Below are 25727 nucleotides of genomic sequence, written 5' to 3'. Positions count from 1 at the left end.
TAACATTCAACAAATTAAACATGAAATTTGGCGTTGTCACCTTTCCAGGCTCTAATTGCGATCATGACATGATCGATTCACTGCGTAACGATCTTGGACAGGAGGTAATAGAGCTGTGGCATAAAGACTCTGATCTGAGCAAGTTCACTAAAGAAGACTGTATTGTACTGCCAGGTGGCTTTTCCTATGGCGACTACCTGCGTTGCGGCGCTATTGCCCGCTTTAGTCCTATGATGCAGAGTGTGATAGAGTTTGCCAATAAAGGTGGCCGTGTGATTGGGGTATGTAATGGTTTCCAGATCCTGTGCGAGGCGGGTCTGTTGCCAGGCGCTTTGCTGCAGAACAGCCATCAGCAGTTTGTATGTAAGAATGTATACCTGAAAAGTGAAAATACATCCGCATCCCTGACCAAAGATGTGACCGGACGCGCTTTGAAGATTCCGGTGGCACATGGCGAAGGCCGCTATTATGCAGATGATGCTACACTGGAAAGCCTGTTTGCCAACAACCAGGTGCTTTTCCGTTACTGCGATGAATTCGGTAATGTGGTGGATAACGCCAATCCGAATGGCGCGCTGCGTAACATCGCCGGTATCTGTAATAAAGAGCGTAATGTATTCGGTATGATGCCTCACCCTGAAAGAGCTACCAGCTCAGTATTGGGTAATACCGATGGCCAGCTCATTTTTCAGAGCCTTATCAACAACAATTGATTCTCTGGTGGAATAACCACCAATATTTAAAAATCGAGCCAACCAACCAGTTAAAAAATCCAGTATGAGAAAATTACTAACAGCAGTTTTGCTATTTGCGTTGCCGGTTCTGGCAAGTGCGCAGATAGAAAACCCGGTAAAATGGGATTTTACCGCCAAAAAGATCGACGCTACTACCTATGAACTGCACATGACAGCTACCATAGATAGCAAATGGCACCTGTACGCACAGGAAGCAGGTGAAGGTCCGGTACCTACTACTTTCAAACTGACAAAAAACCCGTTGGTGGTACCAGTAGGTAAGATCCGTGAAGTAGGTAAACTGCACAAGGCATTTGATAAGAACTTTGATTCCGAACTGAAATACTACGAAAACCAGGTGAATTTTGTACAGAAAGTAACCGTTAAGGGAAAGGCTGCTACTAAAGTAAAAGGTAGCGTTGAATTCATGGTGTGCGATGATCACCAGTGCCTGCCGCCGAAAGAAGTGGAATTCGCTATCAGCGTAGGAGGAAAATAAGTCATTACTACAGATGAGCAATCATCGGTCAGGTAAACAGAATTGAGTAAACGAGTTCCCACGGAACTCGTTTACTATTTAGAATGGTAATAAGTCTTTAAAGCCTATTATTTATATGAAGCAATTGCTTACGTTCATTATCCTTATCACCGCAGTATTTGCTGTCAAAGCTCAGGAGAACCCCGCTCCGGCAGCTGTCGCAAAATGGGAATACACGGCGGAGAAAAAGGGCGAACATGAATATATATTACATCTGAAAGGTACCGTAGAGAAAGATTGGAAATTGTTTTCCACTACCATGAAAGATGATGAACCTAATACCCGTGTAGTGGTTGACAGCGCAGCCACTGTTACCGGCATCACGGAAGAGGGAGAACTGAAAAAAGCGCCGGAGCCGCTGTTCGATAATGCAGAGATCAGGTACTTTGAAAACCAGGTATCTCTCCTGGTAGCAGTAAAACTGAATGGCCCTGTAACGAAACTGGAGGGGGCTGTCAACTATATGGCACTGAAAGGTGACGAAGTGGTGGGTCCCGAGGAAGTAAAATTCCGGTTTAATGCAGATGCAAACGGTAACCTGGTAAATGTAGCTGCTGGCCTGCAGGAATCGGCAGCTGGTGGACAAACGCTGAAGCGCGCTACCATCGACAAAGACCATCCGGTGAATAACTGTGGTGGCGAAGAGGGAACCGCTAAAAAAAGTCTCTGGGGGCTGTTTATTCTGGGCGTAATCGGTGGTTTTATTGCATTGCTGACGCCTTGTGTGTTCCCAATGATACCACTGACAGTGTCTTTCTTCACTAAGAAGTCGAATGATAAAAAGACAGGAGTAATGAACGCGAGCATTTATGGCTTCTTCATTTTCCTGATCTATGTGTTGTTAAGCTTACCATTCCATTTCCTTGATTCACTGGATCCTGAGATCCTGAATAATATCTCCACCAACGTTTGGTTAAACCTGATCTTCTTCGTGATCTTTATTGTCTTTGCCATTTCGTTCTTTGGGTATTTTGAAATTACCCTGCCAAGTGGCCTTGCCAGTAAAGTGGACGCAAAAACAAGCGTAGGAGGTATTATTGGTATCTTCTTCATGGCATTGACACTGGCACTGGTATCCTTCTCCTGTACCGGTCCAATCCTGGGTTCTCTGCTGGCAGGGTCCTTGTCGACCGACGGAGGCGCCATGCAGCTGACAGTAGGTATGGCTGGTTTCGGATTCGCGCTGGCATTGCCTTTTGCTTTGTTTGCGATGTTCCCTAACCTGCTGAAATCACTGCCTAAATCTGGCGGCTGGCTGACTTCAGTGAAGGTAGTGTTAGGTTTCATTGAAGTAGCGATGGCAATTAAGTTCCTCTCCAATGCCGACCTGGTAACACACTGGGGACTGGTAAAACGTGAGGTATTTTTTGCTGTGTGGATTATCTGCGGTTTTCTCATTGTGTTGTACCTGTTGGGCAAGATCCGTTTCCCCCACGATTCACCGCTGAAGAAAATCAGTCCTACCCGTTGGGTACTGGCGTTGATCTTCCTTGCAATGACTATATACCTGTTGCCGGGTGTAACAAATACAAAATATGCTAACCGCAGATTGATCAGTGGTTTCCCTCCGCCATTAAGCTATAGCGTTTATAAGGAGGCTGCTAAAGGAGTTGAAGCGAACGTCGTGAATGACTACGAAGCTGCACTGAAGCTGGCGAAAGAGCAGAACAAACCGATCCTGATAGACTTTACAGGATGGGCATGTGTGAACTGTCGTAAAATGGAAGAGAATGTATGGCCGGATGAGACAGTAAAAGCCTTGATAGAAGAAGATTATATCCTGGTATCATTGTATGTGGATGACAGGAAATTGTTACCGGAAGATCAGCAGTTCCTCTTTACTACCAACACCGGCCGTAAGAAGGAGATCAAAACTGTCGGCGACAAATATGCTACGATGCAGACAGAGAATTTTGTGAATAATTCACAACCTTATTATGTGTTGATCAGTCCTGATGAGAAGCTGTTGACGAAGCCTGTAGGGTATACTCCCCGTGCAAGTGAATATGCGAGCTGGTTGAAGTGTGGTCTGGAAGCATTTAAGAAAGGAAAGTAATAAACATATACAACTGAAAGAAACGGCTGTTCGCTACAAGTGGACAGCCGTTTTTATTATGCGAAAATTATCATTTACCCCATTGTGTATAACTGTAGACCATTTTTATTATATGTAATTTACAATATCGTGCTAACTATATGCCTGTCAGTTTGTTGTATGAAAAATAATTTGTTTGGTTTGTGGCGTGTATATAAATTCGCGATTCGTGCTTTTGTGAACCATTGTTTTACCCAATCAAAAAACCAATGACTTTTATTGCATCTGTAATTGCAAAGAAGGGCGTAGCAGTGATCGCTGATTCTTTAGCAACGTTTAGTAAGAATGTAGTAACCTACGAACAGTTCATGGATTATTTAAAGCGTAAACAGGGGAATGCGAACAGCAATGAGATCAGCATTAACAGGAATGAGATAGCCCGCTTGTTTGAGAAGAAACCGTCTCATACTACAGATTTCGCTGACAAGCTTTTTCAATTTGATAAGTTCACCGCAATTACATTAGCAGGAGCTTCACAGATAGGAAGTAAGACGATCGAACATTTGATACAGGAATTGGTCGCCGTTAATTTGGAAGATGAAAATTATTATAGTAAATCCGTTACAACCAGGGTAACGGATTTTTGCAGGTTTATGGAAGAAAAGGTGAGGGCATGTATTGCAGTGAAAGAGTATATAGGAAGAAGTATATTGTTGTTTACTCACTACGAGCCAATTACTGAAAAGACGATCATATATAGAATAGTTATAGGCAAGGCGGTGGTGCAAAGTATTGAGGAACGTGAGTGGAAATATGTGAGTTATGAAAGAATACCTGAGGACCGTTATGTAGTGAGCGAAGGCCAGGATCATATAAGCAAAAGAATTTTTGGAGAAAAGAACCATTCATCTTTGGACTTTATTCCATGCATATTAGAAGAGATAATGGAGGATTTCAATTTGCCGTTGGAATCTATTTCCTCTGTTTATACACGGCAACTCGCTGACAAGATCGATTTGAAACTGAGAAATAAGAAAGGAGATTCGGAAATACAGCAATCTTTATCAAAATTAAGTCTGCAGCAGGCTGTTAATATGGCTTATCTCTTTTTGAAACTAGAAATGACCTTTCAGACATATGTAGAGAAAATTCCTACAGTAGGCGGGGTGATAAAAATAGCGGTGATAGATAAACAGGGATTCAGATATATAATCGGCCACAATATTTTAAAACCATATTAGTTAACGTCAAAATTTATAATTATGATCATTTTTGTAGATGAGGAGGAAGAGAAAAGGAAGGAAGAGCAAATCAGGGAAGAGTTGAGAAAGGAAAGGGTAGATAGGGTTGTGAAGATTTGGGAGAAAATACTTGATGAAAAAAAAAGAGGTATTTACAAGACCTTAGAGGAACGTATCGAAGAGGATTATTACAATAGTCTGGGAGTAGAAGACCAGTTCTTTTACAGTGAAAGGCGAAGAGTGCAAAAATTCCTTGAAAGTCTTAAATAACAAAGGCCCGCATGACGATGCGGGCCTTTACCATATATTTTCAATTCCTTAGAAATTATAATTCACTAAATCCGTCATCGCCACTTTCTCTTGTGTACCGGTCACCATATTTTTAATACTCACCACCTGTTCCTGCACCTCACTTTCGCCCATAATGATTACATAAGGGATATTCCGTTTATTCGCATATTTCATCTGCTTATCCATTTTGGATGCCTCGTGGTATAATTCAGAAGAAATACCCTTATTACGCAACTGCATCAGTAGTTTAAAGGCGACGCTGGTCGTTTGCGGATCGAGGTTGAAGAAGAGTACCTGTGTGCCCTGTTGCGCTTCAGCAGGGAATAGCTGCAGTTCTTCAAGTACATCATAGATACGGTCTACACCAAAGGATATACCTACGCCGGAAAGACCTGGCAGTCCAAATAGGCCGGTAAGGTCGTCATAGCGGCCACCGCCACCAATACTACCCATTTTTACGGCAGGAGGCGCTTTTACTTCCACGATCATACCTGTATAGTAGTTCAGACCGCGGGCCAGCGTAACGTCCAGTATAGGCGTGGTTTTGAATGCATCCGGCTGCGTGTGCAGTACATAGGATAGTTCTTCCACGCCTTTCAGGCCAGTGGGAGAGTTTCTGAAGAGAGTACTTAACTGTTGCAGTTTTTCCTCGTTGTTGCCTTCAATACTCAGGAAATTCTCAATGATGGCAATTTCACCAGGAGCAAGACCTCGTTGCTGTAATTCTTCTCTAACACCTTCCATACCTATCTTATCCAGCTTATCGATGGAAACAGTAATATCTGTCAACAGATCGGGTTGTCCTGCCAGTTCAGCCAATGCGCTGAGTATCTTACGATTATTGATCCGTACTTCGTATCCTTCCATCCCGAGTTTGGTGAAGACGGTATCGTAGATTAACAGTAGTTCTATTTCATTTAATAATGAATTACTACCTACTACATCCGCATCACATTGATAGAATTCGCGGTAGCGGCCTTTAGCCGGACGATCACCACGCCATACCGGCTGCATCTGATAGCGTTTAAAGGGCAGCGCCAGTTCATGCTGGTTCATTACCACATATCTCGCAAAAGGTATGGTGAGGTCGTAGCGCAGGGCTTTTTCGCATAATAAGATGCCCAGTTCCCGGCTATCCTTTGCCTGTTGGGCGCGTCCCAGGATATCACCGTTGTCCAGGATCTTGAATATCAGCTTATCGCCTTCTTCGCCGTATTTACCAGTAAGTGTATCCAGGTTCTCCATCGTAGGGGTTTCCAGTGGCTGGAACCCAAACAGTTCAAATGTTTCACGGATGGTCTGGAAAATGTATTGCCGTTTTCTTACCACTACCGGTCCGAAATCCCGGGTACCTTTTGGTATACTGGGTTTTATCATTTTATTCAGTTATGCTTTATAAAGTAATTTATTTTTTGCCTGCCACGATCTTCTCACAGGCTTCGTAGATCATTGTATACACTGGTTCAAACAAAGCGTCATCATACCACGGGTCGGGCACGGGCTGCTGATCATCCAGCAGCAGCTGCAATTTAGCTTTGTCTGCCTCAGTTCTTGCTTTAAGGAGTATATCCCTGTAGTTATCCAGGTCCATAGCAAAAATGCGGTCGAACCGGTCAAAATCTGCTGCCTGAAACTGCCTGCCGCGCAGGCCGGAGATGTCTATTCCATGACGCTGGGCTACTTTCACTGACCGGCGGTCAGGAGGATGGCCTACGTGCCAGTTGCCTGTACCAGCAGAATCTATTTCCCAGTCAAGTCCCTGCAGAATGGCCAGGTGCCTTAATATTCCTTCTGCGAGGGGCGAACGGCAAATATTCCCCAGGCATACCATCAGTATTTTCATAATTTCCGCAAACCTACAAGATTTTAACATTATTTTTTGCTTCCGCTAAAATCCTGAACTGGTGCATATTAGCCCCTGTTGGCTGTAAAATGAGAAAACCGGATGTTATGGAATCCCGATTTTTCCGCATCTATATGGTAACAATGATTAATACTATACTTTCTTTTTAATGAGTATGTATTTTGATGATTACGTACAACATAGCAATGAAAGTACCAGTATTTAACATGGTTTTAACAAGTTCTTGTTTAATTAGATGTAGATTGAATATGAAAAAATGTGTGTATGCCGGACGGTTATTAAAACCTGCCGTAGTGGCCGGTTTGAGGTGAAGGGGATGGGGCCGGAACCGCTTTTTTTTAACATTCCTCTAAAAGAACAGGTATTTATTTGGAAATATTTTTTTGTATACTTGTAATTCGCTAACAATGCTAATGCAACAAGAAAGATCTGGAAACACGCGGACTAAGGTGAATTATCGTTCGCTCGGGGAATTAATCAGAGGTGTATTTTTTCTGCTCTTAGGCCTATATGCAATCTTTGCGCAGAAATATAACCTGGGACAGTTCCAGGTATCTCAGACTGTACTGAACATTTTTGGAGTCATACTAATTGCGTATGGTCTTTTCCGTGTATATAGAGGAACGAGATACCTATTTCATCAAAGGGATTAAATAAGAGACGAACATATGATGACCAGAATAATGAAGCGAAGCCAGATCGCTGTAATGTCGTTAGCTGTAGCAGCTTTACTGGCATCCTGCGGACCAGCCAACAAGTCCGGGGTAGAGCACGATACGCCAACTGCAGGGACCATCAGAATAAGTGTAGATGAAACCTATCGCCCACTGATGGAAGCCGAAATTAAGGTTTTTGAATCCTTATATAAGAACGCGCATATCATTGCTGAATATAAGCCTGAAGCAGATTGCTTTAAGGATCTGTTGGCTGACAGTTCAAGGCTGATCTTTGTAACAAGAGATTTCAGCGAACAGGAAAAGGCATATTTTAAGGAGTTGAAAGTAACGCCGCAAAGCCTGCTCCTCGCCTGGGATGGTGTAGCACTGATTACTAACCGTAGTAATCCGGACAGTATCCTTACAATGGACCAGGTGCGGGAAATTATGGACGGGTCTGATTCCACGCAGAAACACCAGATAGTTTTTGATAATCAGAATTCAAGTACGGTAAGATATGTCCGCGATTCGATCAACAAAGGGAAACCGTTGCCACCGAATGTAATGGCGGCGAAAACTAATCCCGAAGTGGTTGATTACGTGGCTAAAATGAAAAATGCGATTGGGGTAATAGGAGTAAGCTGGATCTCAGATCCGAACGACTCAACTTCTATAGAATTTACGAATAAAGTGCAAGTGGTCAAGGTGAGAGCAGATTATGGTTCGGAATTTGTAAAACCATATCAGGCATACATCGCTCTTGGTTCCTACCAGCTAAAACGTGGTTTGTTCTATTGCTTGAAGGAACCATATTCAGGATTGGGATCAGGGTTCGCCACTTTCCTGGGGAGTTATGAAGGACAGATGATCATTGCGAAATTCAGACTGTTCCCTGCGAGATTGAATGTGGTATTCAGGGAAGCGAACATTAAGTAAAAAAACTAACACAACTAAAATTAAAAACCGGATTGCTCATGAACAGACGGAAAAGTTTAATTGTTGCATTGCTGTGCGTCGCGAACGGCGTGATGGCCCAATCTGTAGAAGATGGATTGAAAGACCTGTATTATGGCAAGTATGAAACAGCCAAAGGAAACCTGGAAAAAGCAATAGCTGCCAAGCCAACAGATGACAGGGGTTATTACTACCTGGGTATTGCGCAGCTGGGCCTGCACGATGACGCCGGTGCTGCTGCGACTTTTCAAAAAGGATTGCAGGCCGTACCTACTTCACCTTTATTGCAGGCAGGTCTGGGCCGTATCGATCTGATGAAAGGCGATGCCGCTGCAGCAAAACAGAAATTTGAAGCAGCCAGCACTGCTACTGAAGGACGTAATGGTGATGTGGCACGCGCTATTGCAGATGCAAACACCGAAGTAAAAGGTGGTGACCGTGGCTACGCATTGTCAGTAATGGAAAAACTGCTGAACAATGAAGGCCGTAAAAAGAAAGAAGTATATACTGCAAAAGCTGCAGATTATATAGAATTAGGTGATGCTTACCGCCTCCTGGGTGGTGAGAATGGTGGTAAAGCCATCACTTCTTACGACAAGGCGCTGGAACTGGAACCAAACAACGCTGAAGCAGTAATGAAACAGGGGCTGGTAAACTACAACGCCAAACTGTTGCAGGATGCTGTGAACGATTGGACAAAAGCTACCAACCTGGATCCTAACTACGCACCAGCTTACTATGAACTGTACCAGTTCTATATCACTCCAACCAAGGCTCAGCTGTCACTCGAAAATGCAGCTAAATACCTGGAGAAATATATGGAAGTGGTAGGTCAGGGTGCCGGTAAAATGGAAAACGAATACAACCTGGCAGCCATCGCTTTCTACAGAAAAGACTATGATGCTGCTATCAATAAAACTAAAGCAGTATTACCTCAGACAACTGAAGGTAATAAAGGTAAATTCGTTCGCCTGCTGACAGATGCTTATCTGCAGAAAGGTGATACCACTACCGGTAAACAAGTGATCGAAGAGTACGCTAAATCAGTTGGAGATGCTAAACTCCAGGCTAACGACTACAAACTGCTGAGCGCTATCTACCAGCAGCATGTAACTGATTCTGCGCAGGAAGCTATCAATGATTCACTGGCAGGTATGTACCTGGAGAAATATGCACTGGCTGATACCGCAAAAGATGTTGAAAAATACAGAGCCGTTGCAGACAACTTTAAAGCAATGCACGACTTTAAACGTTCAGCAGAATGGTACGGTAAACTGGTGAATGAGTTTACTGATGAGCAGAACAGCGGTAAAGTACAGGATATGTTCTTTAAAGGTACCATGGAAATCTACGCACGTGAATATGATGCGGCAGATTCAACCTGGGGTGCTTTTGCAGCTAAATATCCTAACAACGAAGCTTTAGGTATTTACTGGAGAGGTCGTGCCAACATGGCGAAAGACCCTGAAGCAAAATCAGGCGTAGCAGTTCCTTACTTCCAGAAATTTTTTGAGATCAAGGGTGACGAGAAGATGAACAAACCATCTCAGCTGATGTTCCCTTATCAATATATGATGATCTACTACTATAATAAGGATGATCAGGCAAATATGAAGATCTGGATGGATAAAGTACTGGCTATCGATCCTAACAACGCTACTGTAAAAGCGATCCAGGAAAACCAGGAAAACAAAGCAAAAGCTGCAGCTGCTAAACCAGCTCAGGGTAACAAAAGATAATCGATTTTAAATAATAGGAAAGCCTCCTGTCGCCTGACAGGAGGCTTTTTTATTGCCGGTTGGTGAAAAAAGATAATATTTTAATCCTTCATAAGATTTGATTTTTGCATTAGTTAGCCTATTTTTGCTCATTCGGAGAACGATTTATACAGGGAAGCTTATGTTTACAGACACAGAATTATTGTCCGCAACCACTCCTTTCAGCTATTTTCCCATTGTTTTGCAGCTTGTAGCTGCACTGGGCTTTGTTGGAATTACCATGCTCGCTACCCATTTTTTGGGGCCAAAACGTAAAACCAGCGACAAACTTGCTACCTTTGAAAGTGGTATTGAACAAAAAGGTAACGCACGCCAGCCAGTAGCCATTAAGTACTTCCTAACCGCCATTCTGTTCGTGCTTTTTGACGTAGAAGTGATCTTCTTTTATCCTTATGCGGTGAATTTCAGAGAACTGGGCTGGGATGGCTTTATGGCCATGTTACTGTTCGTTGCGTTCTTTATGGGCGGCTTCTTCTATATCCTGAAGAAGGGGGCACTGAAATGGGAAGACTGATTTTTATATAGCAATATTAGCAGAAGGGTTGCCGGTGGCTGGCAATCCCGTGTGCGTTTAGGTCAAATCTGATTGTGAAAATTTTTAAATCTGACATGGTATGGCACGTCCGGTCCAGTATAATGAAAAAGTGAAGAGTGTGGAAGTACCCGAGGGGTATGCAGGGGAAGGGTTTTTTGCTACAACATTCGACCAGGTAATTGGTCTCGCACGTAAGAACTCTATCTGGCCTTTACCTTTCGCTACCTCCTGTTGCGGTATCGAATTTATGGCAACCATGGCCTCTACCTATGATATGGCCCGTTTCGGTTCTGAAAGAATGGCCTTCACTCCCCGCCAGTGTGACTTATTGATGGTAATGGGTACAATTTCAAAGAAAATGGGCCCTGTATTACGCCAGGTATACCTGCAAATGGCTGAACCCCGCTGGGTAGTAGCTGTAGGCGCCTGCGCATGTAGCGGTGGTGTATTTGATACCTACTCCGTATTGCAGGGTATAGACCAGGTTATTCCGGTGGATGTGTATGTTCCCGGTTGCCCTCCGCGTCCTGAAGCGATCATAGACGGTTTTATGCGCGTACAGGAACTGGTTGGACAGGAAAGCCTGCGCCGCCGTCATAGCGATAAATACAAGGAATTATTGAACTCTTACGGTATCGAGTAGTCTACCACACCAAAAGAAGATCATATCCGAAAAGTCAATCTGAAATAGAAAATTGAAATCGTAATGTCTTTGACAAACGACTATATAAAGCAAAGGTTAGCAGAAAAGTTTGGGGAATCAATCAGCCAGGTGGAAGAATCCTTTGGGATGCTATCATTTGCAGCTCCGAAAGACCTGAACCTGAAAGTAATGCAGTTCCTGTACGATGATGAGGAGCTGCAATTTCGTTTTTTAACGGACCTCACAGCCGTACACTATCCCAACAGGATCGGGGAGGAGCTCGCAGTAGTATATCACCTGTACAATTTCAGGGAAAGAGTGAGACTGCGCTTCAAAGTGTACACCAGCATTGAGGATACACGCGTATTCACAGCTACCCGGCTGTTTGAATCAGCCAACTGGATGGAAAGGGAAACATACGACTTCTTCGGCGTGAACTTCGTAGGACACCCGAACCTGAAGCGTATCCTGAACGTGGATGAAATGACCTATTTCCCCATGCGTAAGGAATTTCCGCTGGAAGATCAGACCCGCACCGATAAAGATGATGAAATGTTCGGCCGCGGCGGGCATATTGGCATTTAATAATTTATTCGTTTGAACATGTCAGAGCAGCAACATATCACACTGCCGGAAGGCTCCATAGAGAGGCAAACACAAACCCTTAACCTGGGACCTACCCACCCCGCTACACACGGGGTATTCCAGAATATCCTGGAAATTGACGGCGAGCGTATCGTGAGTTCGGAATCTACTGTAGGGTATATCCACCGTGCATTTGAGAAGATCGCAGAGCGCCGTCCTTATTACCAGATCACTCCTTTAACTGACCGTCTGAACTATTGTTCGTCGCCCATTAATAATATGGGATGGCACATGACCGTAGAGAAACTGCTGGGTATTCAAACCCCCAAGCGTGTAGACTACCTCCGTGTGATCATTATGGAACTGGCCCGCATTACAGATCACCTGATCTGTAACGGTGTGGTAGGTGTGGACAGCGGCGCCTTCTCCGGCTTCCTGTACCTCATGAAGTACCGTGAGCTGGCATACGAAATATACGAGGAGATATGCGGTTCCCGTCTGACAACCAACATCGGCCGTGTGGGTGGTTTCGAAAGAAACTTTACGCCTGCGGCTTTTGAAAAAATAGAACGTTTCCTGAAAGAATATCCGGTGGCGCTGAAGGAGTTCGAAACCCTGATGAACCGTAACCGTATCTTCATGGAAAGGACCCAGGGCGTTGGCCCTATCAGTGCAGAAAGAGCCATCAACTACGGCTTTACCGGTCCTAACCTGCGTGCTGCAGGTGTGGATTACGACGTGCGCGTGGCACAGCCATATTCCTCTTACGAAGATTTCGAATTTAATATACCGGTAGGCACCACCGGCGACTGTTACGACCGTTTCCTGGTACGTAATGCCGAAATGTGGGAAAGCCTGAGCATTATCCGTCAGGCGATGGATAAGCTGAAAGACCTGCCTTCAGATGTATACCACGCAGATGTACCTGCTTACTATCTGCCTGAAAAGAGCGCGGTATACACCAAAATGGAAGCGCTGATCTACCACTTCAAGATCATCATGGGTGAATCTGATATCCTGCCGGGTGAATTGTACAATCCTGTAGAAGGCGCCAACGGAGAACTGGGATTCTATCTCATCAGCGATGGTGGCCGTAGCCCGTACAGGCTGCACTTCCGCCGCCCATGTTTCATATATTACCAGGCTTATGCAGAACTGATCAAGGGCGCCATGCTGAGTGATGCCGTTATCTGTATGAGTAGCCTGAATCTGATAGCAGGTGAACTGGATGCTTAATTATTAATATTTTCTTTCATAGTTATGTTTTCTGAAGAGAAACTGAATAAGGTAAAAGAGATCATCGCCCGTTACCCGGCAGGGAAACAGAAGAGCGCCCTGATTCCTGTGCTGCATCTGGCACAGGAAGAGTTTGGCGGATGGCTGAGCGCGGAGACCATGGATTATGTGGCTTCCCTGCTGCAGATCAAACCGATCGAAGTGTACGAGGTGGCTACCTTTTACTCGATGTTTAACCTGAAGCCTGTAGGTAAATACGTATTTGAAGTATGTCAGACAGGCCCTTGCATGCTGCGTGGTTCAGACAACATCATTGACTATATCAAAAAGAAACTGGACATCGGCGTGGGTGAAACCACCAAAGATGGCCTGTTCACCCTCAAAACGGTAGAATGCCTCGGCGCCTGCGGATACGCTCCTATGATGCAGCTGGGCAAACACTACCGTGAGCACCTGACCCCTGAAAAGGTAGATGCTATCATAGAAGAATGCAGGGTTAAAGCAAACTAAAACTTTGAATGACCGGAATACGGTCTACAATTATAAAAAGTAAGATGGGACGCAAACTACTTTTTGACAAAGCGCACATAGAAGGCATCCGGTACTATGATGTATACCGGGCCAACGGAGGTTATGGATCAGCAGAAAAAGCGCTCAAAAGCATGACACCTGACCAGGTGCTGGATGAGGTAAAAAAGAGCGGTCTGAGAGGTCGTGGTGGCGCCGGTTTCCCTACCGGTATGAAATGGAGCTTCATTGCAAAACCGGAGGGCGTACCCCGCTACCTGGTGTGCAATGCGGATGAATCTGAACCAGGTACGTTCAAAGACCGTTACCTGATGGAATTTATCCCTCACCTGCTTATAGAAGGTCTGCTCATCTCCAGCTATACACTGGGTTGCAACAGCTGCTATATCTATATCCGTGGTGAGTATGCCTGGATTCCTGACATCCTGGAACAGGCTATCGCAGAAGCAAAGAAGAATGGCTGGCTGGGTAAGAATATCCAGGGTACCGGCTTCGATCTCGAAATATATGTACAGCGTGGCGCGGGTGCTTATATCTGTGGTGAGGAAACTGCCCTGATAGAATCCCTGGAAGGTAAACGTGGTAACCCGCGTATCAAACCTCCGTTCCCGGCTGTAAAAGGGTTGTGGGATTGCCCAACCGTGGTGAACAACGTGGAAACACTGGCTGCAGTCGTACCTATTCTGCGTATCGGTGGTGATGAATATTCAAAATACGGTCTTGGTAAGTCTACCGGTACCAAACTGATCTCTGCCTGTGGTAATATCAACAAACCAGGGGTATACGAGATCGAAATGAATATCTCTGTTGAGGAATTCATCTACTCTGATGAATACTGTGGTGGTATCGCTAATGGCAAACGCCTGAAAGCGTGTATCCCCGGTGGTTCTTCCGTGCCTATCCTGCCTGCAAACCTGCTGCTGAAAACAGCAAAAGGTGAGCAACGTATGATGACGTATGAAAGTCTCGCTGACGGTGGTTTCGCTACAGGTACCATGCTTGGTTCCGGTGGTTTCATCGTACTGGACGAAGACCAGTGTATTGTGAAGAACACACTGACATTCGCCCGTTTCTATCACCATGAGAGCTGCGGACAGTGCAGCCCATGCCGTGAGGGTACCGGCTGGATGAAGCGTGTACTGCAGAATATCGAGAATGGTAAGGGCAAAATGAGTGATATAGATCTGCTGTGGGACATCCAGCGTAAAATAGAAGGTAACACCATCTGTCCGCTGGGCGATGCTGCTGCCTGGCCGGTAGCAGCTGCTATCCGTCACTTCCGTGACGAATTTGAATGGCATGTGCTGCATCCTGAAGAAGCTACTAAACGTAACTACGGACTGGCACATTACGCAGATCCACTGGAAATAGCTGCTCCTGCTGCTGTATAAGAATCAATTTAAGCGATGCAAAATGGCTGAAGAAAAGAAACTCTTTAAGGTTAAGATCGATAATATCTCCGTGGAAGTGGAGCCGGGTACTTCCATCCTGAATGCTGCCCGTAAAATTGGTGGAGATATCGTGCCGCCTGCAATGTGTTACTACTCCAAACTGCAGGGTAGCGGTGGTAAATGCCGTACCTGCCTGGTGAAAGTAACCAAAGGATCAGAAGCTGATCCCCGTCCTATGCCTAAACTGGTAGCCAGCTGCCGTACCAACGTAATGGATGGTATGGAAGTGGCTAACATCACTTCTCCTGAAGTGCAGGAAGCACGTAAAGGAGTAGTGGAATTCCTGTTGCTGAACCACCCGCTGGATTGCCCTATCTGCGACCAGGCCGGTGAATGCCATCTGCAGGACCTCAGCTATGAGCACGGTGCAGATACTACACGCTACGAATTCAAACGCCGTACCTTCGACAGGATCGATATCGGCGATAAGATACAATTACACATGACCCGTTGCATCCTCTGCTACCGTTGTGTGTTTACGGCTGATCAGCTGACTGAAAAGCGTGAGCATGGCGTACTGGGACGTGGAGAGGCTGCGGAGATCGGTACTTATATTCAGCAATCACTCGACAACAACTTCATCGGTAACGTGATCGATGTTTGTCCGGTAGGAGCCCTGACAGATAAAACCTTCCGCTTCAAGAACCGTGTATGGTTCCTGAAACCGGTAGATGCACACCGCCAGTGTGAAGATCCAAAATGCTGTGGTAAGACCGTTCTGTGGATGCGTGGTGATGAAGTATTCCGTGTAACTGCCCGCAAGGATAAATACGGTGAAGTGGAAGAATGGATCTGCGATACCTGCCGCTTTGATAAGAAAGATGTGAAAGACTGGGTGATAGAAGGCCCGCGTAAGATAGAACGTCAGAGTGTTATTTCCCAGGGTCATTATGTAGGTGTGCACAAACCGAAAGATACACTGGTAGAGGTACTGGATGGCCGTCAGCCTAAACTGCTGCTCGATATTCACAATATCAGTGAGGTGAACAGACCGGAGATCGATCTGTCTAAGATAGACGGACCGGCACATTCAGATGACTTTAACAAGAAGTAATTCACTCTTTATTCGTAATTGATATAATTCGTATTTGATGAACATAGACTGGTTCTTTATCCTCGAGAAGATCGTACTGATATCAGGCGTACTGGTGATATCACTGGTGGTAGCTATGTATTCCACATGGGGTGAAAGAAAAGTAGCAAGTATAATTCAGGACAGGATTGGTCCCAACAGGGCTGGTTTTATGGGATTGCTGCAGCCGCTGGCTGATGGTGGTAAACTCTTCTTCAAGGAAGAGATCATCCCGGGCAATTCCAACCGTTTCCTCTTCATTCTCGGACCTTCCCTGGCAATGATCGTAGCTTGTATGACAAGCGCAGTAATTCCCTGGGGAGATACACTGACCATTGCAGGTCGCACCATATCGCTGCAGATCGCAGATATTAACATCGGTATCTTATACATTTTCGGCGTAGTGAGCTTAGGCGTGTATGGTATCATGCTCGGTGGATGGGCTTCCAACAATAAATATTCCCTGCTGGCATCCGTGCGTGCAGCTTCACAGATCATCTCTTACGAGCTGGCGATGGGGCTGTCACTGATCGCACTGCTGATGATGACAGGTTCTTTAAGCATTAAAGAAATTGTAGAACAGCAGCGTCATGGCGGCTGGAACGTATTATATCAGCCACTGGGCTTCCTGATATTCCTGGTATGTTCCTTTGCTGAGTGTAACCGTACACCATTTGACCTGTCAGAAGCAGAAAGTGAACTGAATGGTGGTTATCACCTGGAGTACTCTTCCATGAAACTGGGCTTCTACCTGTTCGCAGAGTACATCAATATGTTTATCAGCTCTGCACTGATGGCCAGCCTGTACTTCGGTGGTTATTCCTTCCCATATATGGACAGCCTGGGACTGGCGCCTAACCTGGTGACCATCCTGGGAACAGCAGCCTTGTTCATCAAGATCATCTGCTTCCTGTTCTTCTTTATGTGGGTACGCTGGACGATCCCGAGGTTCCGTTACGATCAGCTGATGCGTCTTGGCTGGAACATCATGATTCCGCTGGCACTGGCTAATATGTTGATAACAGGAGCGATCGTACTGTATCGCAGCACACATTAATTAACGACTTTATTTTAATAGCATCATATGCAAGCTTTAACAAGTAGGGCAAGACAGGTAGACCGCAAGCCGATGACCTTCATCGAGAAGATCTATTTGTGGAATATTATTAAGGGGATGATCATCACCTTTAAGCATATCTGGAAGAGGAAGGAAACAGTGCGTTATCCGGAGCAGAAGCGTCCGTTCAGCCCTGTATTCCGTGGTCTGCATATATTGAACCGTGACGCTGAAGGACGCGAGAACTGTACCGCCTGCGGCTTGTGTGCAGTAGCCTGTCCGGCAGAAGCGATCACAATGGAAGCAGCAGAAAGAAAACCAGGTGAAGAACACCTGTACCGTGAAGAGAAATATGCTGCCCGCTATGAGATCAACATGTTGCGTTGCATTTTCTGTGGTTTTTGTGAAGAGGCTTGTCCGAAAGATGCTATCTATCTGACAGAAACATTTGCACCTGCTAACTACAAACGCGAAGGTTTCATTTATGGCAAACAGGATCTGCTGATCCCGGCACCTGGTGAAAAGAAAAAAGCATAATCAAAGACAGTCTTAGCTAAAAAACATAATAGTCATTATAGCAATGGGAATGAGTTTACAACAAATCGTTTTCGGGGTACTTTCAATCATCTCTATTATATCCGCCCTGGGCGTGATATTGAGCAAGAACCCCGTTACCAGTGTCCTTTGCCTGATAGTAACGTTTTTCACCATAGCGGGGCACTATATTATGCTCAACGCGCAGTTCCTGGCTGTGGTGCATATCATAGTGTATGCGGGAGCGATCATGGTATTGTTCCTGTTTGTGATCATGTTAATGAACCTGAATGCAGAAATAGAACCACAGAAGCGCAGCTGGCTGAAATATGCCGGTGCTATCAGTGGTGGCGCCCTCTTGCTGGTATTACTGGGCGCACTTCGTGAAGCCGATGTAACTCCAATACAACCCGGAGCGGCAGATATAGGTCTGATCGCTAACCTTGGTAAAACTTTATTTAATCAATACGTAGTTCCTTTTGAAGTCAGCAGTATCCTGTTCCTGAGCGCTATGGTAGGTGCGGTTGTAATCGGGAAAAGGGAAGCATAACCACAACATCTGTAAATCGTCATTGATCAATTTGTAATTCTTTTTAAGATGCCTGTTCAATATTACATTTTCTTAAGCATAGCACTCTTTTGCATTGGGGTGATGGGCGTGCTGATGCGCAGAAATGCCATTATTATTTTCATGTGCGTGGAGCTGATGCTGAATGCCGTAAACCTGCTGCTGGTAGCCTTTTCTAAAATGTGGGCAGACGCTGGCCGTGTAGATGCCGGCGGGGCACAGATCTTTGTATTCTTTATCATGGTGGTGGCCGCTGCGGAAGTAGCCGTAGGACTCGCCATTATCGTAATGGTGTACAGGAATTCACAGTCGGTGGATATTAATATCATGAACAGGCTGAAGAACTAACAGCTTGAATCGTAATTGTAAATCGTAATTAGTATTTGAATAGATGATACATCTAGTTTGGCTGGTACCATTTTTACCATTATTAGGTTTCCTGGTGAATGGATTGGGAAGAAGATACCTCTCCAAATCACTGGCGGGTATAGTAGGAAGCGGAACTGTATTAGCGGGCTTTGTAATTAGCTTACTGATCTTCCTGGAAGTGAAAGCCCCCGGATTTCAGGCACAGACAGTTTCGTTGTTTGACTTTATTTCTGCAGGCAGCCTGCACATTCCATTCGCATTCCAGGTGGACCAGCTGAGCGCTTTATTTTTGCTGATCATTACCGGTGTTGGTTCACTGATCCATATTTACTCCACTTCTTACATGCATGATGAAACCAGTGAAGGGTTTGCGCGTTATTTCGCCTACCTGAACCTGTTCGTTTTCTCCATGCTGATACTTGTACTGGGCGCTAACTATGTGATGATGTTCATCGGATGGGAAGGCGTAGGGCTCTGCTCTTACCTGCTCATCGGCTTCTGGTTCAAGAACACCGCTTATAACAACGCTGCCAAGAAAGCTTTCATCATGAACCGCATTGGTGACCTCGGCTTCCTGCTGGGTATCTTTGCTATGATCGTGAAATTCGGCAGTGTTACTTTCCCTGAAGTATTTGAAAAAGCAGCAGCAATTGGTCATGGCGACAAGGTAATACCTGTTATTGCCATCCTGCTATTTGTGGGTGCAGCCGGTAAATCTGCCCAGCTGCCACTATATACCTGGTTGCCCGATGCGATGGCCGGTCCTACTCCGGTATCTGCCCTGATCCACGCGGCAACGATGGTGACAGCAGGCATCTACATGATCGCACGTAGCAATGTGTTATACACCCTGGCTCCATGCATCCAGACTGTTGTTGCTATCATAGGCTTGGCTACAGCGGTGCTGGCAGCTTCAATCGCCCTGAAACAGGATGATATCAAGAAAGTATTGGCTTACTCTACTGTGAGCCAGCTGGGATATATGTTCCTCGCACTGGGCGTGGGCGCTTATACGACTGCAGTGTTTCACGTAATGACGCACGCATTCTTCAAAGCCCTTCTGTTCCTTGGTTCCGGTTCTGTGATCCACGCTATGGGTGGCGAACAGAATATCAATAAGATGGGTGGCCTGAAAAAATACATGCCGGTTACGCACATCACTTTCCTGATCGGCTGTCTGGCTATCGCCGGTATTCCTGGTCTGTCAGGTTTCTTCTCCAAAGATGAGATCCTTGCTGAAACTTTCGCGTTCAATAAGATCATGTATGCAGTAGCTCTGATCACAGCGCTGATGACTGCCTTCTACATGTTCCGTTTATACTACATCACTTTCTGCGGCAGGTTCCGCGGTACGCACGAGCAGGAACATCACCTGCACGAAAGTCCTGTGGCTATCACCATTCCGCTGATTGTACTGGCCATCCTTTCAGTAATTGGTGGTTATGTTGGCCTGCCGGAAGTATTCGGTACCCACAGCATGCTGAAAGAATACCTGGCGCCTGTATTTGCCGGTTCGGTACCATTTGTTCATGAGCATGAGCACCTGGCGCATAATACTGAATGGCTGCTGATGGGATTAAGCTCTGTGCTGGTGATCATCACTATCTTCTTCGCACGCAGCTGGTACCGCAATTATGAAGACAATGGAGAACCTCGTACCGGTATTGCCAAAGTACTGGAAAACAAATGGTACGTGGATGAGTTATACGATGCTATCATAGTGAAACCTCTGATGATGCTGAGCCGTTTCTTTGAAGAAGCGATCGAGAAATCAGGTATTGACAGGTTGGTAAATGGTGTAGGCCGTGGCGTACAATGGAGCAGCCAGCAGGTAAGACTGCTGCAGAGCGGACAGGTAGGCTTCTACATCTTCGCCATGGTAATTGGAATGGTAGTTTTATTCGTGATAGGCTTTCTGCTGAAATAGGAGAAACCAGCACCATCATTAAAAAAGGACAAGTTTAGATAAAATTATGTTGACAGTATTACTCATATTGATTCCTTTAGTTGCGGGCCTGATTACGTTTGGTCTGAAGGGGTCTGGACCGAAAGCGCTGGGTTTGATAGCATCCCTGGCTTCGCTGGCAGTAACGCTTGGTGCCTTGTTCCAGTTCCGGACTGCTCCGGCCAGTCTGCAGTTCTCTGCAAACTGGATACCTCAGCTGGGTGCGCAGTTTAGTGTGGGACTTGATGGAATGGGCCTCATGCTTTGTTTACTGACAGCCATTTCTTTCCTGCTGATCTTTATTGTTATTTTCAACAGGGACTATGAGCGTCCAAATAGTTTCTACGGTCTGATGCTGCTTTCACAGGCCGGCCTGGTAGGCGTTTTCACTGCTTATGATGCTCTGTTGTTCTACGTTTTCTGGGAGCTGGCACTGATTCCCGTGTACTTCCTCTGCTCACTCTGGGGAGGCGAAAAACGTATTCCTGTTACATTCAAGTTCTTCGTATACACCTTTGCAGGTTCATTGCTCATGCTGATAGGCCTGATCTATATCTACCTGCAATCACCTGACCAATCCTTCAGCTATGCCAGCTTTACCAATGGCAGCGTAGCGCCGCAGGACCAGTCATGGTTGTTCTGGCTGTTCTTCGTAGCCTTCGCTATCAAGATGCCGGTTTTCCCTTTCCATACCTGGCAGCCGGATACTTACGAACAATCTCCCACACCTGTTACAATGGTGCTTTCCGGTATCATGGTGAAGATGGGTTTATTTGGCGTAGTGCGTTGGTTGCTGCCTGTACTCCCGAAAGGTGCTTATATGTGGTCTGATGTTGCCATCGTATTGTCTATCATCGGTATCATCTATGCGTCCTGCATCGCTATCGTACAGTCAGACATCAAACGCCTGATCGCTTATTCTTCTATCGCTCACATCGGCCTGATGAGCGCTGCTATCTTCACTAACAATGAGCAGAGCTTACAGGGTATGATGGTGCAGCTGTTCAACCACGGTATCAACATCATCGGGCTCTGGATCATCGTAGAGATCATCCAGCAGCGTCTGAAGATCAGGAACCTGAACGAGATGGGAGGGATCGCACAGTATGCACCGGGCATCGCTATCTTCCTGGTGACCATCAGTCTCGCTAATATCGCATTACCACTGACCAATGGATTTGTCGGGGAGTTCCTGATGTTCAGCGGTCTGTTCCAATATAATGTATGGTTTATGGCGGTTGCCGGAATAGGTGTGATCCTGGCGGCAGTTTATACACTGAATATGGTACAGAAGGTGATCTTCGGTCAGAGCAATGCGCTGACAGAGACTACTACAGACCTGAAAGCAAATGAGCTGCTGGTGCTGAGCATCATTGTAGTGATCATTCTGGTACTGGGCGTATATCCAAAGCCTATGCTGGAATTGGTAAGCAGCACTACTGAATTGGTTAACAAGGTTTATTAAAAAGTTGTTCTTTCGTAACACAGGAATATGAATGCATTAATATCTACTGCTTTATCGGGCGTTGTAATGATGTTTGCGGGTTTATTTGTAAGTAATAAGCAGCGCATTAAATTTGTTGCCATCGTTGTTCTGCTGGCTTGTCTGGTAGCCAACCTGGCTGAGTTATCCACCATTGAAGCAGGTGACCGTACACTATACGGCATGATCACTATCAGCCGTTTCAGCATTCTGTTCAATGCTATTGCATTGGGCGCTACACTGATCTTCTTTCTGCTGTCGGGCAGTGCATTTGAGCATGTAGGAGAGCATGTGGCAGATTATTTTGCGCTGATCTTTTTCATTCTTTCAGGTATCACTTTAGCTTCCACTTTCAGCAGTTTATTAATGCTTTTCCTGGCAATAGAGATCATTTCTATTCCACAGTATATACTGGCAGGCAGTGATAAAAAGACGCCTAAGAGCAGCGAGGCTTCCCTGAAATACTTCCTGATGGGCTCTTTCTCTACCGGCATCCTGCTGATGGGTATCACCCTGATCTATGGCGCTACCGGCACTTTCAGTGTGGCTGACCTGGGATTGGGCGCTGGTAAAGTGAATACACTAGCCCTCTGCGGTATCATCCTGGTGGCATTCGCATTATCTTTCAAAGTATCTGCAGCACCGTTCCACTTCTGGACGCCTGACGTATATGACGGTTCACCAACCGTATTCACTTCTTTCATGGCGACCGTAGTAAAGGCAGGTGGTTTCATCGCTTTCATCAGGATCTTCCATGGTGCGTTCATCGGAGAGCGTATCACTGCAGACTGGCAGATGCTGCTGGCTATCATCACAGCCGCCACCCTGATCATCGGTAACTTTACAGCAGTATTCCAGCAAAGCGTAAAACGTATGCTGGCCTACTCCAGTATCGCGCAGGCAGGTTTCATGCTGCTGGCGGTAATATCCATGAATAGATACGCCACAGAAGGTATTGTGTTGTATGCAGCTGCATACAGCGTGGCTACTATCGGTATCTTCGCTGTGATGATCAAACTGAAGGATTACACTTTCGATGGTTTCAATGGTTTGGCGCGTACACAACCTGTACTGGCTGCTACCACCGCCATCTTTGTATTTTCACTGGCAGGCATCCCGCTTACAGCAGGTTTCTTCGCCAAATACTTTGTACTGACGGCCGCTATAAAACAGGGTAACCTCTTATGGCTGGTAATTGTAGCAGTGATCTGTGCAGCCATTAGTGCTTACTATTATTTCCGCGTCATCATTGCGATGTACTTCAAACAGGGTGAGCCGGCAACAGCGCCTATCACCGGCGGCTTCAAGGTGATGCTCATCATTACAGCAGCCATCGTGGTATTGCTGGGGCTCTTCCCCGATCTATTATTACAGCTTATTTAAGATAAATGAAAAAACCGGCCACCTGGCCGGTTTTTTTGTTGGTGCTGCTTTTCAAACGAAGTGGCGTTAGTGTGTCGCCACAGAAGAAAGAGTTTGCTCTTGTTGAGTGATACTTTCCAGTAAAGTAAGCTGGTTCCTCGCCCGCAACAGGTTATGTTGCTCATATTTTGCCCCGTAGTAACTATCATTGTTAAAATAATCCGTCAGAAAACGGATGGCCTGCATATAGACCATGAACTGTCCTGCATACACAAGATGCGCCTGCTCTGTAACACTCAGTTCATCTTTCATTTCACTGAGATACCCATTCACGATCGCTGTGTAATATTCCTTTCTCACCTTGACTTTGCTGAAGTCTGTTTCTTCCTCACTGGCGGGAGAGAGGTAAGTACGCATCATATCTCCAAAGTCACTGATAAAATAACCCGGCATTACAGTATCCAGGTCTATCACACAGATGCCTTTGTTATTGGCATCAAACAATACGTTACTGATCTTCGTATCATGGTGCATGACCCTCACTTTAAAGTAAGGACTATGCTGGATCGATGTGAATATCTCTGTCAGATATTTATAATGTCGGATAGTATTGATGTCGTTCGCCGCTCCCGCAACCCGTGCAGGATTGCCGTGTTTAACAGCCTGCTCAAATTGTGCATAACGTAAAGTAAGGTTATGAAAATCCGGCAGGGTAACCTGTATCTCATTGGTATCAATACCCGATAACAATCTGGTAAAACGCCCGAATTGCCTGGCAGCTTCATATGCCAGCTGCTCATTGTTGACCACATCGTAACTGTGTGAGTTGGCTACAAAGGGCTGCAGACGATAATATTCTCCCTCGGCCGTAACGACCATATCTCGTTTATCTGTAGTCAGCACCGGCTGCACAAAGAAATAATCAGGATGATGTTTTTTCAGGTGATGTCCTATAGCGCGGATGTTCTGCGCAATCAGTGCAGGTTGCTTAAACACCTGGTGATTGATACGTTGCAGGATGTATACTTTATCAGCATGGGATACCTTCCAGGTGGCATTAATTAGCCCGCTGCCGAATGCCTGTATATGGCATTCATCCATCACTAATCCATAAGCTGTTAATATATCCTGCATTGCTGGTTGATAAGATTGCGATGCTTCAAACATAACAATAAGAATTGAGAGAATGATTGGGCAAACGGTTGCGCAAATTTATCTGCCTGGTGCGATTACCAGCCGGGAGTCGATAACAACCTGCTGATATTGGTCCGGGGGAAGTTTACCCGACAGAAGTTCGAGCAGGATCTCGGTGGCTCTTTGTCCCTGGAGATAGGGATACTGCTCTACGGAAGCCAGGGGAGGAAAAGCCATATAGCTGCTCAGCGGCAGATTGGCGTAACTAACGAAGGTAATGTCCTTGTTGATCTCCAGCCCCTGTTCAAGTGCATATTGCACTGCATCCTGTGATACGTAATCATTGAAGGCCACGATAGCGGTGACCTTCCTTTTATGTGCCAGTAGCTGTTGCATGGCGTTGCGGGTGCCTTCTTTGGTAAGATCGGCGTTCACATTGAGGCTGGCGTCGTACTTTAACCGCTGTAGCCGCATGGCTTTCTGATAGCCAGTGGTACGTTGCTGACTGGCGATCAGTTTCTCAGGACCATTGATCATTCCTATAACGCGGTGGCCGCGCTGTAGCAGGAGAGAGACGGCTTGTATGGTGCCCGATTCCATGTTGGAAGCCACATAGTGGATATCACGCATATTGGGAATGCGGTCAAAGAATACAACAGGTATGTTATATTTCTGCAGCATCTCAAAATGTGCGTAATTCACTGTATTCTTGGCCAGGGAAACCAGCAATCCGTCCACCCGGTGATTCTTCATTATTTCCACGATCTTCTGTTCCCGTGTGGTATCATCGTGAGATTGTCCCAGCAGTACCATATAATTGCTCTTATTAGCCGTATCTTCTATGCCACTGATGGCGGCAGAGAAGAAGGCTTCGGACAATTCCGGTAATACTATACCGAGCGTAAAAGTTTTTTTCTGCTGGAAGAAAATGGCTGTCTGGTTGGGTTCATATTGCAGTTCACGGGCCAGCTCCTGAACTTTCATCCTGGTTCTCAACCCGATACGCGGATGATTGTGCAGGGCCCTGGAAACGGTCGAAGCAGCCAGGTTCAGCCTTTTGGCAATTTCTTTTATGGTGGGAGGATTAGGCATCGGGCCATTTGTATAATAAAAGTAGCGGAAAAAAACTTTTTA

The 25727-nt window shown here is 45.7% G+C and carries 25 protein-coding genes; 21 read left to right on the top strand and 4 right to left on the bottom strand.

Translation table 11 applies throughout. The features are described from left to right. Positions 1–20 precede the first annotated feature (20 nt). The 5 genes from purQ (at position 21) to L3C95_RS14010 (ending at position 4818) form a co-directional block, all read left to right on the top strand. Positions 21–713, top strand: a complete 693-nt coding sequence (purQ, locus tag L3C95_RS14030; protein WP_199653329.1) for a phosphoribosylformylglycinamidine synthase subunit PurQ — start codon at positions 21–23, stop codon at positions 711–713. A gap of 124 nt (positions 714–837) precedes the next feature. Beyond that, positions 838–1233: a protein-disulfide reductase DsbD domain-containing protein gene (locus L3C95_RS14025; RefSeq protein WP_410683167.1), complete on the top strand. Its 396-nt coding sequence runs from the start codon at positions 838–840 to the stop codon at positions 1231–1233. 115 nt (positions 1234–1348) lie between these two features. After that, the gene (locus L3C95_RS14020) at positions 1349–3328 is read left to right on the top strand and encodes a protein-disulfide reductase DsbD family protein (protein WP_236388544.1); all 1980 of its coding nucleotides are present in this window, start codon (positions 1349–1351) and stop codon (positions 3326–3328) included. A gap of 248 nt (positions 3329–3576) precedes the next feature. Next, positions 3577–4548: a hypothetical protein gene (locus tag L3C95_RS14015; RefSeq protein ID WP_236388542.1), complete on the top strand. Its 972-nt coding sequence runs from the start codon at positions 3577–3579 to the stop codon at positions 4546–4548. A 21-nt stretch (positions 4549–4569) separates the two neighbouring features. Continuing rightward, entirely contained in the window at positions 4570–4818 is a 249-nt protein-coding gene (locus L3C95_RS14010; RefSeq protein ID WP_236388540.1) for a hypothetical protein, read from the top strand. 48 nt (positions 4819–4866) lie between these two features. Here L3C95_RS14010 and hisS read toward each other — a convergent pair whose 3' ends face one another. Beyond that, positions 4867–6216 (bottom strand): histidine--tRNA ligase, encoded by a 1350-nt coding sequence (gene hisS, locus L3C95_RS14005; RefSeq protein ID WP_236388538.1) that lies wholly within the window; start codon positions 6214–6216, stop codon positions 4867–4869. Between the two features lie 28 nt (positions 6217–6244). Then, on the bottom strand, positions 6245–6682 hold the full coding sequence (locus tag L3C95_RS14000; RefSeq protein ID WP_236388536.1) for a low molecular weight protein-tyrosine-phosphatase: 438 nt from the start codon (positions 6680–6682) through the stop codon (positions 6245–6247). Between the two features lie 689 nt (positions 6683–7371). Between L3C95_RS14000 and L3C95_RS13995 the strand changes: the two genes are divergently transcribed. The 16 genes from L3C95_RS13995 (at position 7372) to L3C95_RS13920 (ending at position 23480) form a co-directional block, all read left to right on the top strand. After that, a complete protein-coding gene (locus L3C95_RS13995; protein ID WP_236388534.1) occupies positions 7372–8295 on the top strand; it encodes a substrate-binding domain-containing protein in 924 nt (307 codons plus the stop codon). Positions 8296–8333: 38 nt separating this feature from the next. Next, positions 8334–10052: a tetratricopeptide repeat protein gene (locus L3C95_RS13990; RefSeq protein WP_236388532.1), complete on the top strand. Its 1719-nt coding sequence runs from the start codon at positions 8334–8336 to the stop codon at positions 10050–10052. Between the two features lie 160 nt (positions 10053–10212). Beyond that, on the top strand, positions 10213–10605 hold the full coding sequence (locus L3C95_RS13985; protein ID WP_149693534.1) for an NADH-quinone oxidoreductase subunit A: 393 nt from the start codon (positions 10213–10215) through the stop codon (positions 10603–10605). A gap of 100 nt (positions 10606–10705) precedes the next feature. Further along, positions 10706–11269: an NADH-quinone oxidoreductase subunit B gene (locus tag L3C95_RS13980; protein WP_236388530.1), complete on the top strand. Its 564-nt coding sequence runs from the start codon at positions 10706–10708 to the stop codon at positions 11267–11269. 63 nt (positions 11270–11332) lie between these two features. Then, positions 11333–11854, top strand: a complete 522-nt coding sequence (locus L3C95_RS13975) for an NADH-quinone oxidoreductase subunit C (RefSeq protein WP_236388527.1) — start codon at positions 11333–11335, stop codon at positions 11852–11854. Between the two features lie 18 nt (positions 11855–11872). Next, positions 11873–13090, top strand: coding sequence for an NADH-quinone oxidoreductase subunit D (locus L3C95_RS13970; RefSeq protein WP_089828316.1), 1218 nt, complete (start codon positions 11873–11875; stop codon positions 13088–13090). 24 nt (positions 13091–13114) lie between these two features. Then, a complete protein-coding gene (nuoE, locus tag L3C95_RS13965) occupies positions 13115–13600 on the top strand; it encodes an NADH-quinone oxidoreductase subunit NuoE (protein WP_236388526.1) in 486 nt (161 codons plus the stop codon). Positions 13601–13644: 44 nt separating this feature from the next. Further along, positions 13645–15009, top strand: a complete 1365-nt coding sequence (gene nuoF / locus L3C95_RS13960; protein ID WP_236388525.1) for an NADH-quinone oxidoreductase subunit NuoF — start codon at positions 13645–13647, stop codon at positions 15007–15009. A 22-nt stretch (positions 15010–15031) separates the two neighbouring features. Continuing rightward, positions 15032–16123 (top strand): 2Fe-2S iron-sulfur cluster-binding protein, encoded by a 1092-nt coding sequence (locus L3C95_RS13955; RefSeq protein ID WP_236388524.1) that lies wholly within the window; start codon positions 15032–15034, stop codon positions 16121–16123. 37 nt (positions 16124–16160) lie between these two features. After that, a complete protein-coding gene (gene nuoH / locus L3C95_RS13950; protein ID WP_236388523.1) occupies positions 16161–17198 on the top strand; it encodes an NADH-quinone oxidoreductase subunit NuoH in 1038 nt (345 codons plus the stop codon). A 27-nt stretch (positions 17199–17225) separates the two neighbouring features. Beyond that, entirely contained in the window at positions 17226–17735 is a 510-nt protein-coding gene (gene nuoI / locus L3C95_RS13945) for an NADH-quinone oxidoreductase subunit NuoI (protein ID WP_199653317.1), read from the top strand. 49 nt (positions 17736–17784) lie between these two features. Then, positions 17785–18282: an NADH-quinone oxidoreductase subunit J gene (locus tag L3C95_RS13940; protein ID WP_236388522.1), complete on the top strand. Its 498-nt coding sequence runs from the start codon at positions 17785–17787 to the stop codon at positions 18280–18282. 48 nt (positions 18283–18330) lie between these two features. Next, complete coding sequence (nuoK, locus tag L3C95_RS13935; RefSeq protein WP_149693526.1) at positions 18331–18648, top strand: NADH-quinone oxidoreductase subunit NuoK; 318 nt, start codon at positions 18331–18333, stop codon at positions 18646–18648. Positions 18649–18691: 43 nt separating this feature from the next. Then, a complete protein-coding gene (nuoL, locus tag L3C95_RS13930) occupies positions 18692–20596 on the top strand; it encodes an NADH-quinone oxidoreductase subunit L (RefSeq protein ID WP_236388519.1) in 1905 nt (634 codons plus the stop codon). A 46-nt stretch (positions 20597–20642) separates the two neighbouring features. Then, complete coding sequence (locus tag L3C95_RS13925; RefSeq protein ID WP_236388517.1) at positions 20643–22079, top strand: NuoM family protein; 1437 nt, start codon at positions 20643–20645, stop codon at positions 22077–22079. Positions 22080–22106: 27 nt separating this feature from the next. Then, a complete protein-coding gene (locus L3C95_RS13920; protein ID WP_236388515.1) occupies positions 22107–23480 on the top strand; it encodes an NADH-quinone oxidoreductase subunit N in 1374 nt (457 codons plus the stop codon). Positions 23481–23546: 66 nt separating this feature from the next. Here the strand turns inward: L3C95_RS13920 and L3C95_RS13915 are convergent, their stop codons facing one another. Then, positions 23547–24593 carry a phosphotransferase enzyme family protein gene (locus tag L3C95_RS13915; RefSeq protein ID WP_236388513.1) on the bottom strand — a complete coding sequence of 349 codons (1047 nt, stop codon included), beginning with the start codon at positions 24591–24593 and terminating at the stop codon, positions 23547–23549. 78 nt (positions 24594–24671) lie between these two features. Then, positions 24672–25685: a LacI family DNA-binding transcriptional regulator gene (locus L3C95_RS13910; RefSeq protein WP_236388512.1), complete on the bottom strand. Its 1014-nt coding sequence runs from the start codon at positions 25683–25685 to the stop codon at positions 24672–24674. Between the last annotated feature and the right edge of the window lie 42 nt (positions 25686–25727).

It is taken from the genome of Chitinophaga filiformis (assembly GCF_021646545.1).
Classification (GTDB): domain Bacteria; phylum Bacteroidota; class Bacteroidia; order Chitinophagales; family Chitinophagaceae; genus Chitinophaga; species Chitinophaga filiformis_A.
Note: the sequence above shows the minus strand (reverse complement) of the source record. Positions and strands in the feature narration are given on the sequence as shown.

Excerpts from the sequence above, each read along its gene's own strand:
- purQ (WP_199653329.1), top strand. The coding sequence starts at position 21 with ATGAAATTTGGCGTTGTCACCTTTCCAGGCTCTAATTGCGATCATGAC.
- L3C95_RS14020 (WP_236388544.1), top strand. The coding sequence starts at position 1,349 with ATGAAGCAATTGCTTACGTTCATTATCCTTATCACCGCAGTATTTGCT.
- L3C95_RS14015 (WP_236388542.1), top strand. The coding sequence starts at position 3,577 with ATGACTTTTATTGCATCTGTAATTGCAAAGAAGGGCGTAGCAGTGATC.
- L3C95_RS14010 (WP_236388540.1), top strand. The coding sequence starts at position 4,570 with ATGATCATTTTTGTAGATGAGGAGGAAGAGAAAAGGAAGGAAGAGCAA.
- hisS (WP_236388538.1), bottom strand. The coding sequence starts at position 6,216 with ATGATAAAACCCAGTATACCAAAAGGTACCCGGGATTTCGGACCGGTA.
- L3C95_RS14000 (WP_236388536.1), bottom strand. The coding sequence starts at position 6,682 with ATGAAAATACTGATGGTATGCCTGGGGAATATTTGCCGTTCGCCCCTC.
- L3C95_RS13995 (WP_236388534.1), top strand. The coding sequence starts at position 7,372 with ATGATGACCAGAATAATGAAGCGAAGCCAGATCGCTGTAATGTCGTTA.
- L3C95_RS13990 (WP_236388532.1), top strand. The coding sequence starts at position 8,334 with ATGAACAGACGGAAAAGTTTAATTGTTGCATTGCTGTGCGTCGCGAAC.
- L3C95_RS13985 (WP_149693534.1), top strand. The coding sequence starts at position 10,213 with ATGTTTACAGACACAGAATTATTGTCCGCAACCACTCCTTTCAGCTAT.
- L3C95_RS13980 (WP_236388530.1), top strand. The coding sequence starts at position 10,706 with ATGGCACGTCCGGTCCAGTATAATGAAAAAGTGAAGAGTGTGGAAGTA.
- L3C95_RS13975 (WP_236388527.1), top strand. The coding sequence starts at position 11,333 with ATGTCTTTGACAAACGACTATATAAAGCAAAGGTTAGCAGAAAAGTTT.
- L3C95_RS13970 (WP_089828316.1), top strand. The coding sequence starts at position 11,873 with ATGTCAGAGCAGCAACATATCACACTGCCGGAAGGCTCCATAGAGAGG.
- nuoE (WP_236388526.1), top strand. The coding sequence starts at position 13,115 with ATGTTTTCTGAAGAGAAACTGAATAAGGTAAAAGAGATCATCGCCCGT.
- nuoF (WP_236388525.1), top strand. The coding sequence starts at position 13,645 with ATGGGACGCAAACTACTTTTTGACAAAGCGCACATAGAAGGCATCCGG.
- L3C95_RS13955 (WP_236388524.1), top strand. The coding sequence starts at position 15,032 with ATGGCTGAAGAAAAGAAACTCTTTAAGGTTAAGATCGATAATATCTCC.
- nuoH (WP_236388523.1), top strand. The coding sequence starts at position 16,161 with ATGAACATAGACTGGTTCTTTATCCTCGAGAAGATCGTACTGATATCA.
- nuoI (WP_199653317.1), top strand. The coding sequence starts at position 17,226 with ATGCAAGCTTTAACAAGTAGGGCAAGACAGGTAGACCGCAAGCCGATG.
- L3C95_RS13940 (WP_236388522.1), top strand. The coding sequence starts at position 17,785 with ATGAGTTTACAACAAATCGTTTTCGGGGTACTTTCAATCATCTCTATT.
- nuoK (WP_149693526.1), top strand. The coding sequence starts at position 18,331 with ATGCCTGTTCAATATTACATTTTCTTAAGCATAGCACTCTTTTGCATT.
- nuoL (WP_236388519.1), top strand. The coding sequence starts at position 18,692 with ATGATACATCTAGTTTGGCTGGTACCATTTTTACCATTATTAGGTTTC.
- L3C95_RS13925 (WP_236388517.1), top strand. The coding sequence starts at position 20,643 with ATGTTGACAGTATTACTCATATTGATTCCTTTAGTTGCGGGCCTGATT.
- L3C95_RS13920 (WP_236388515.1), top strand. The coding sequence starts at position 22,107 with ATGAATGCATTAATATCTACTGCTTTATCGGGCGTTGTAATGATGTTT.
- L3C95_RS13915 (WP_236388513.1), bottom strand. The coding sequence starts at position 24,593 with ATGCAGGATATATTAACAGCTTATGGATTAGTGATGGATGAATGCCAT.
- L3C95_RS13910 (WP_236388512.1), bottom strand. The coding sequence starts at position 25,685 with ATGCCTAATCCTCCCACCATAAAAGAAATTGCCAAAAGGCTGAACCTG.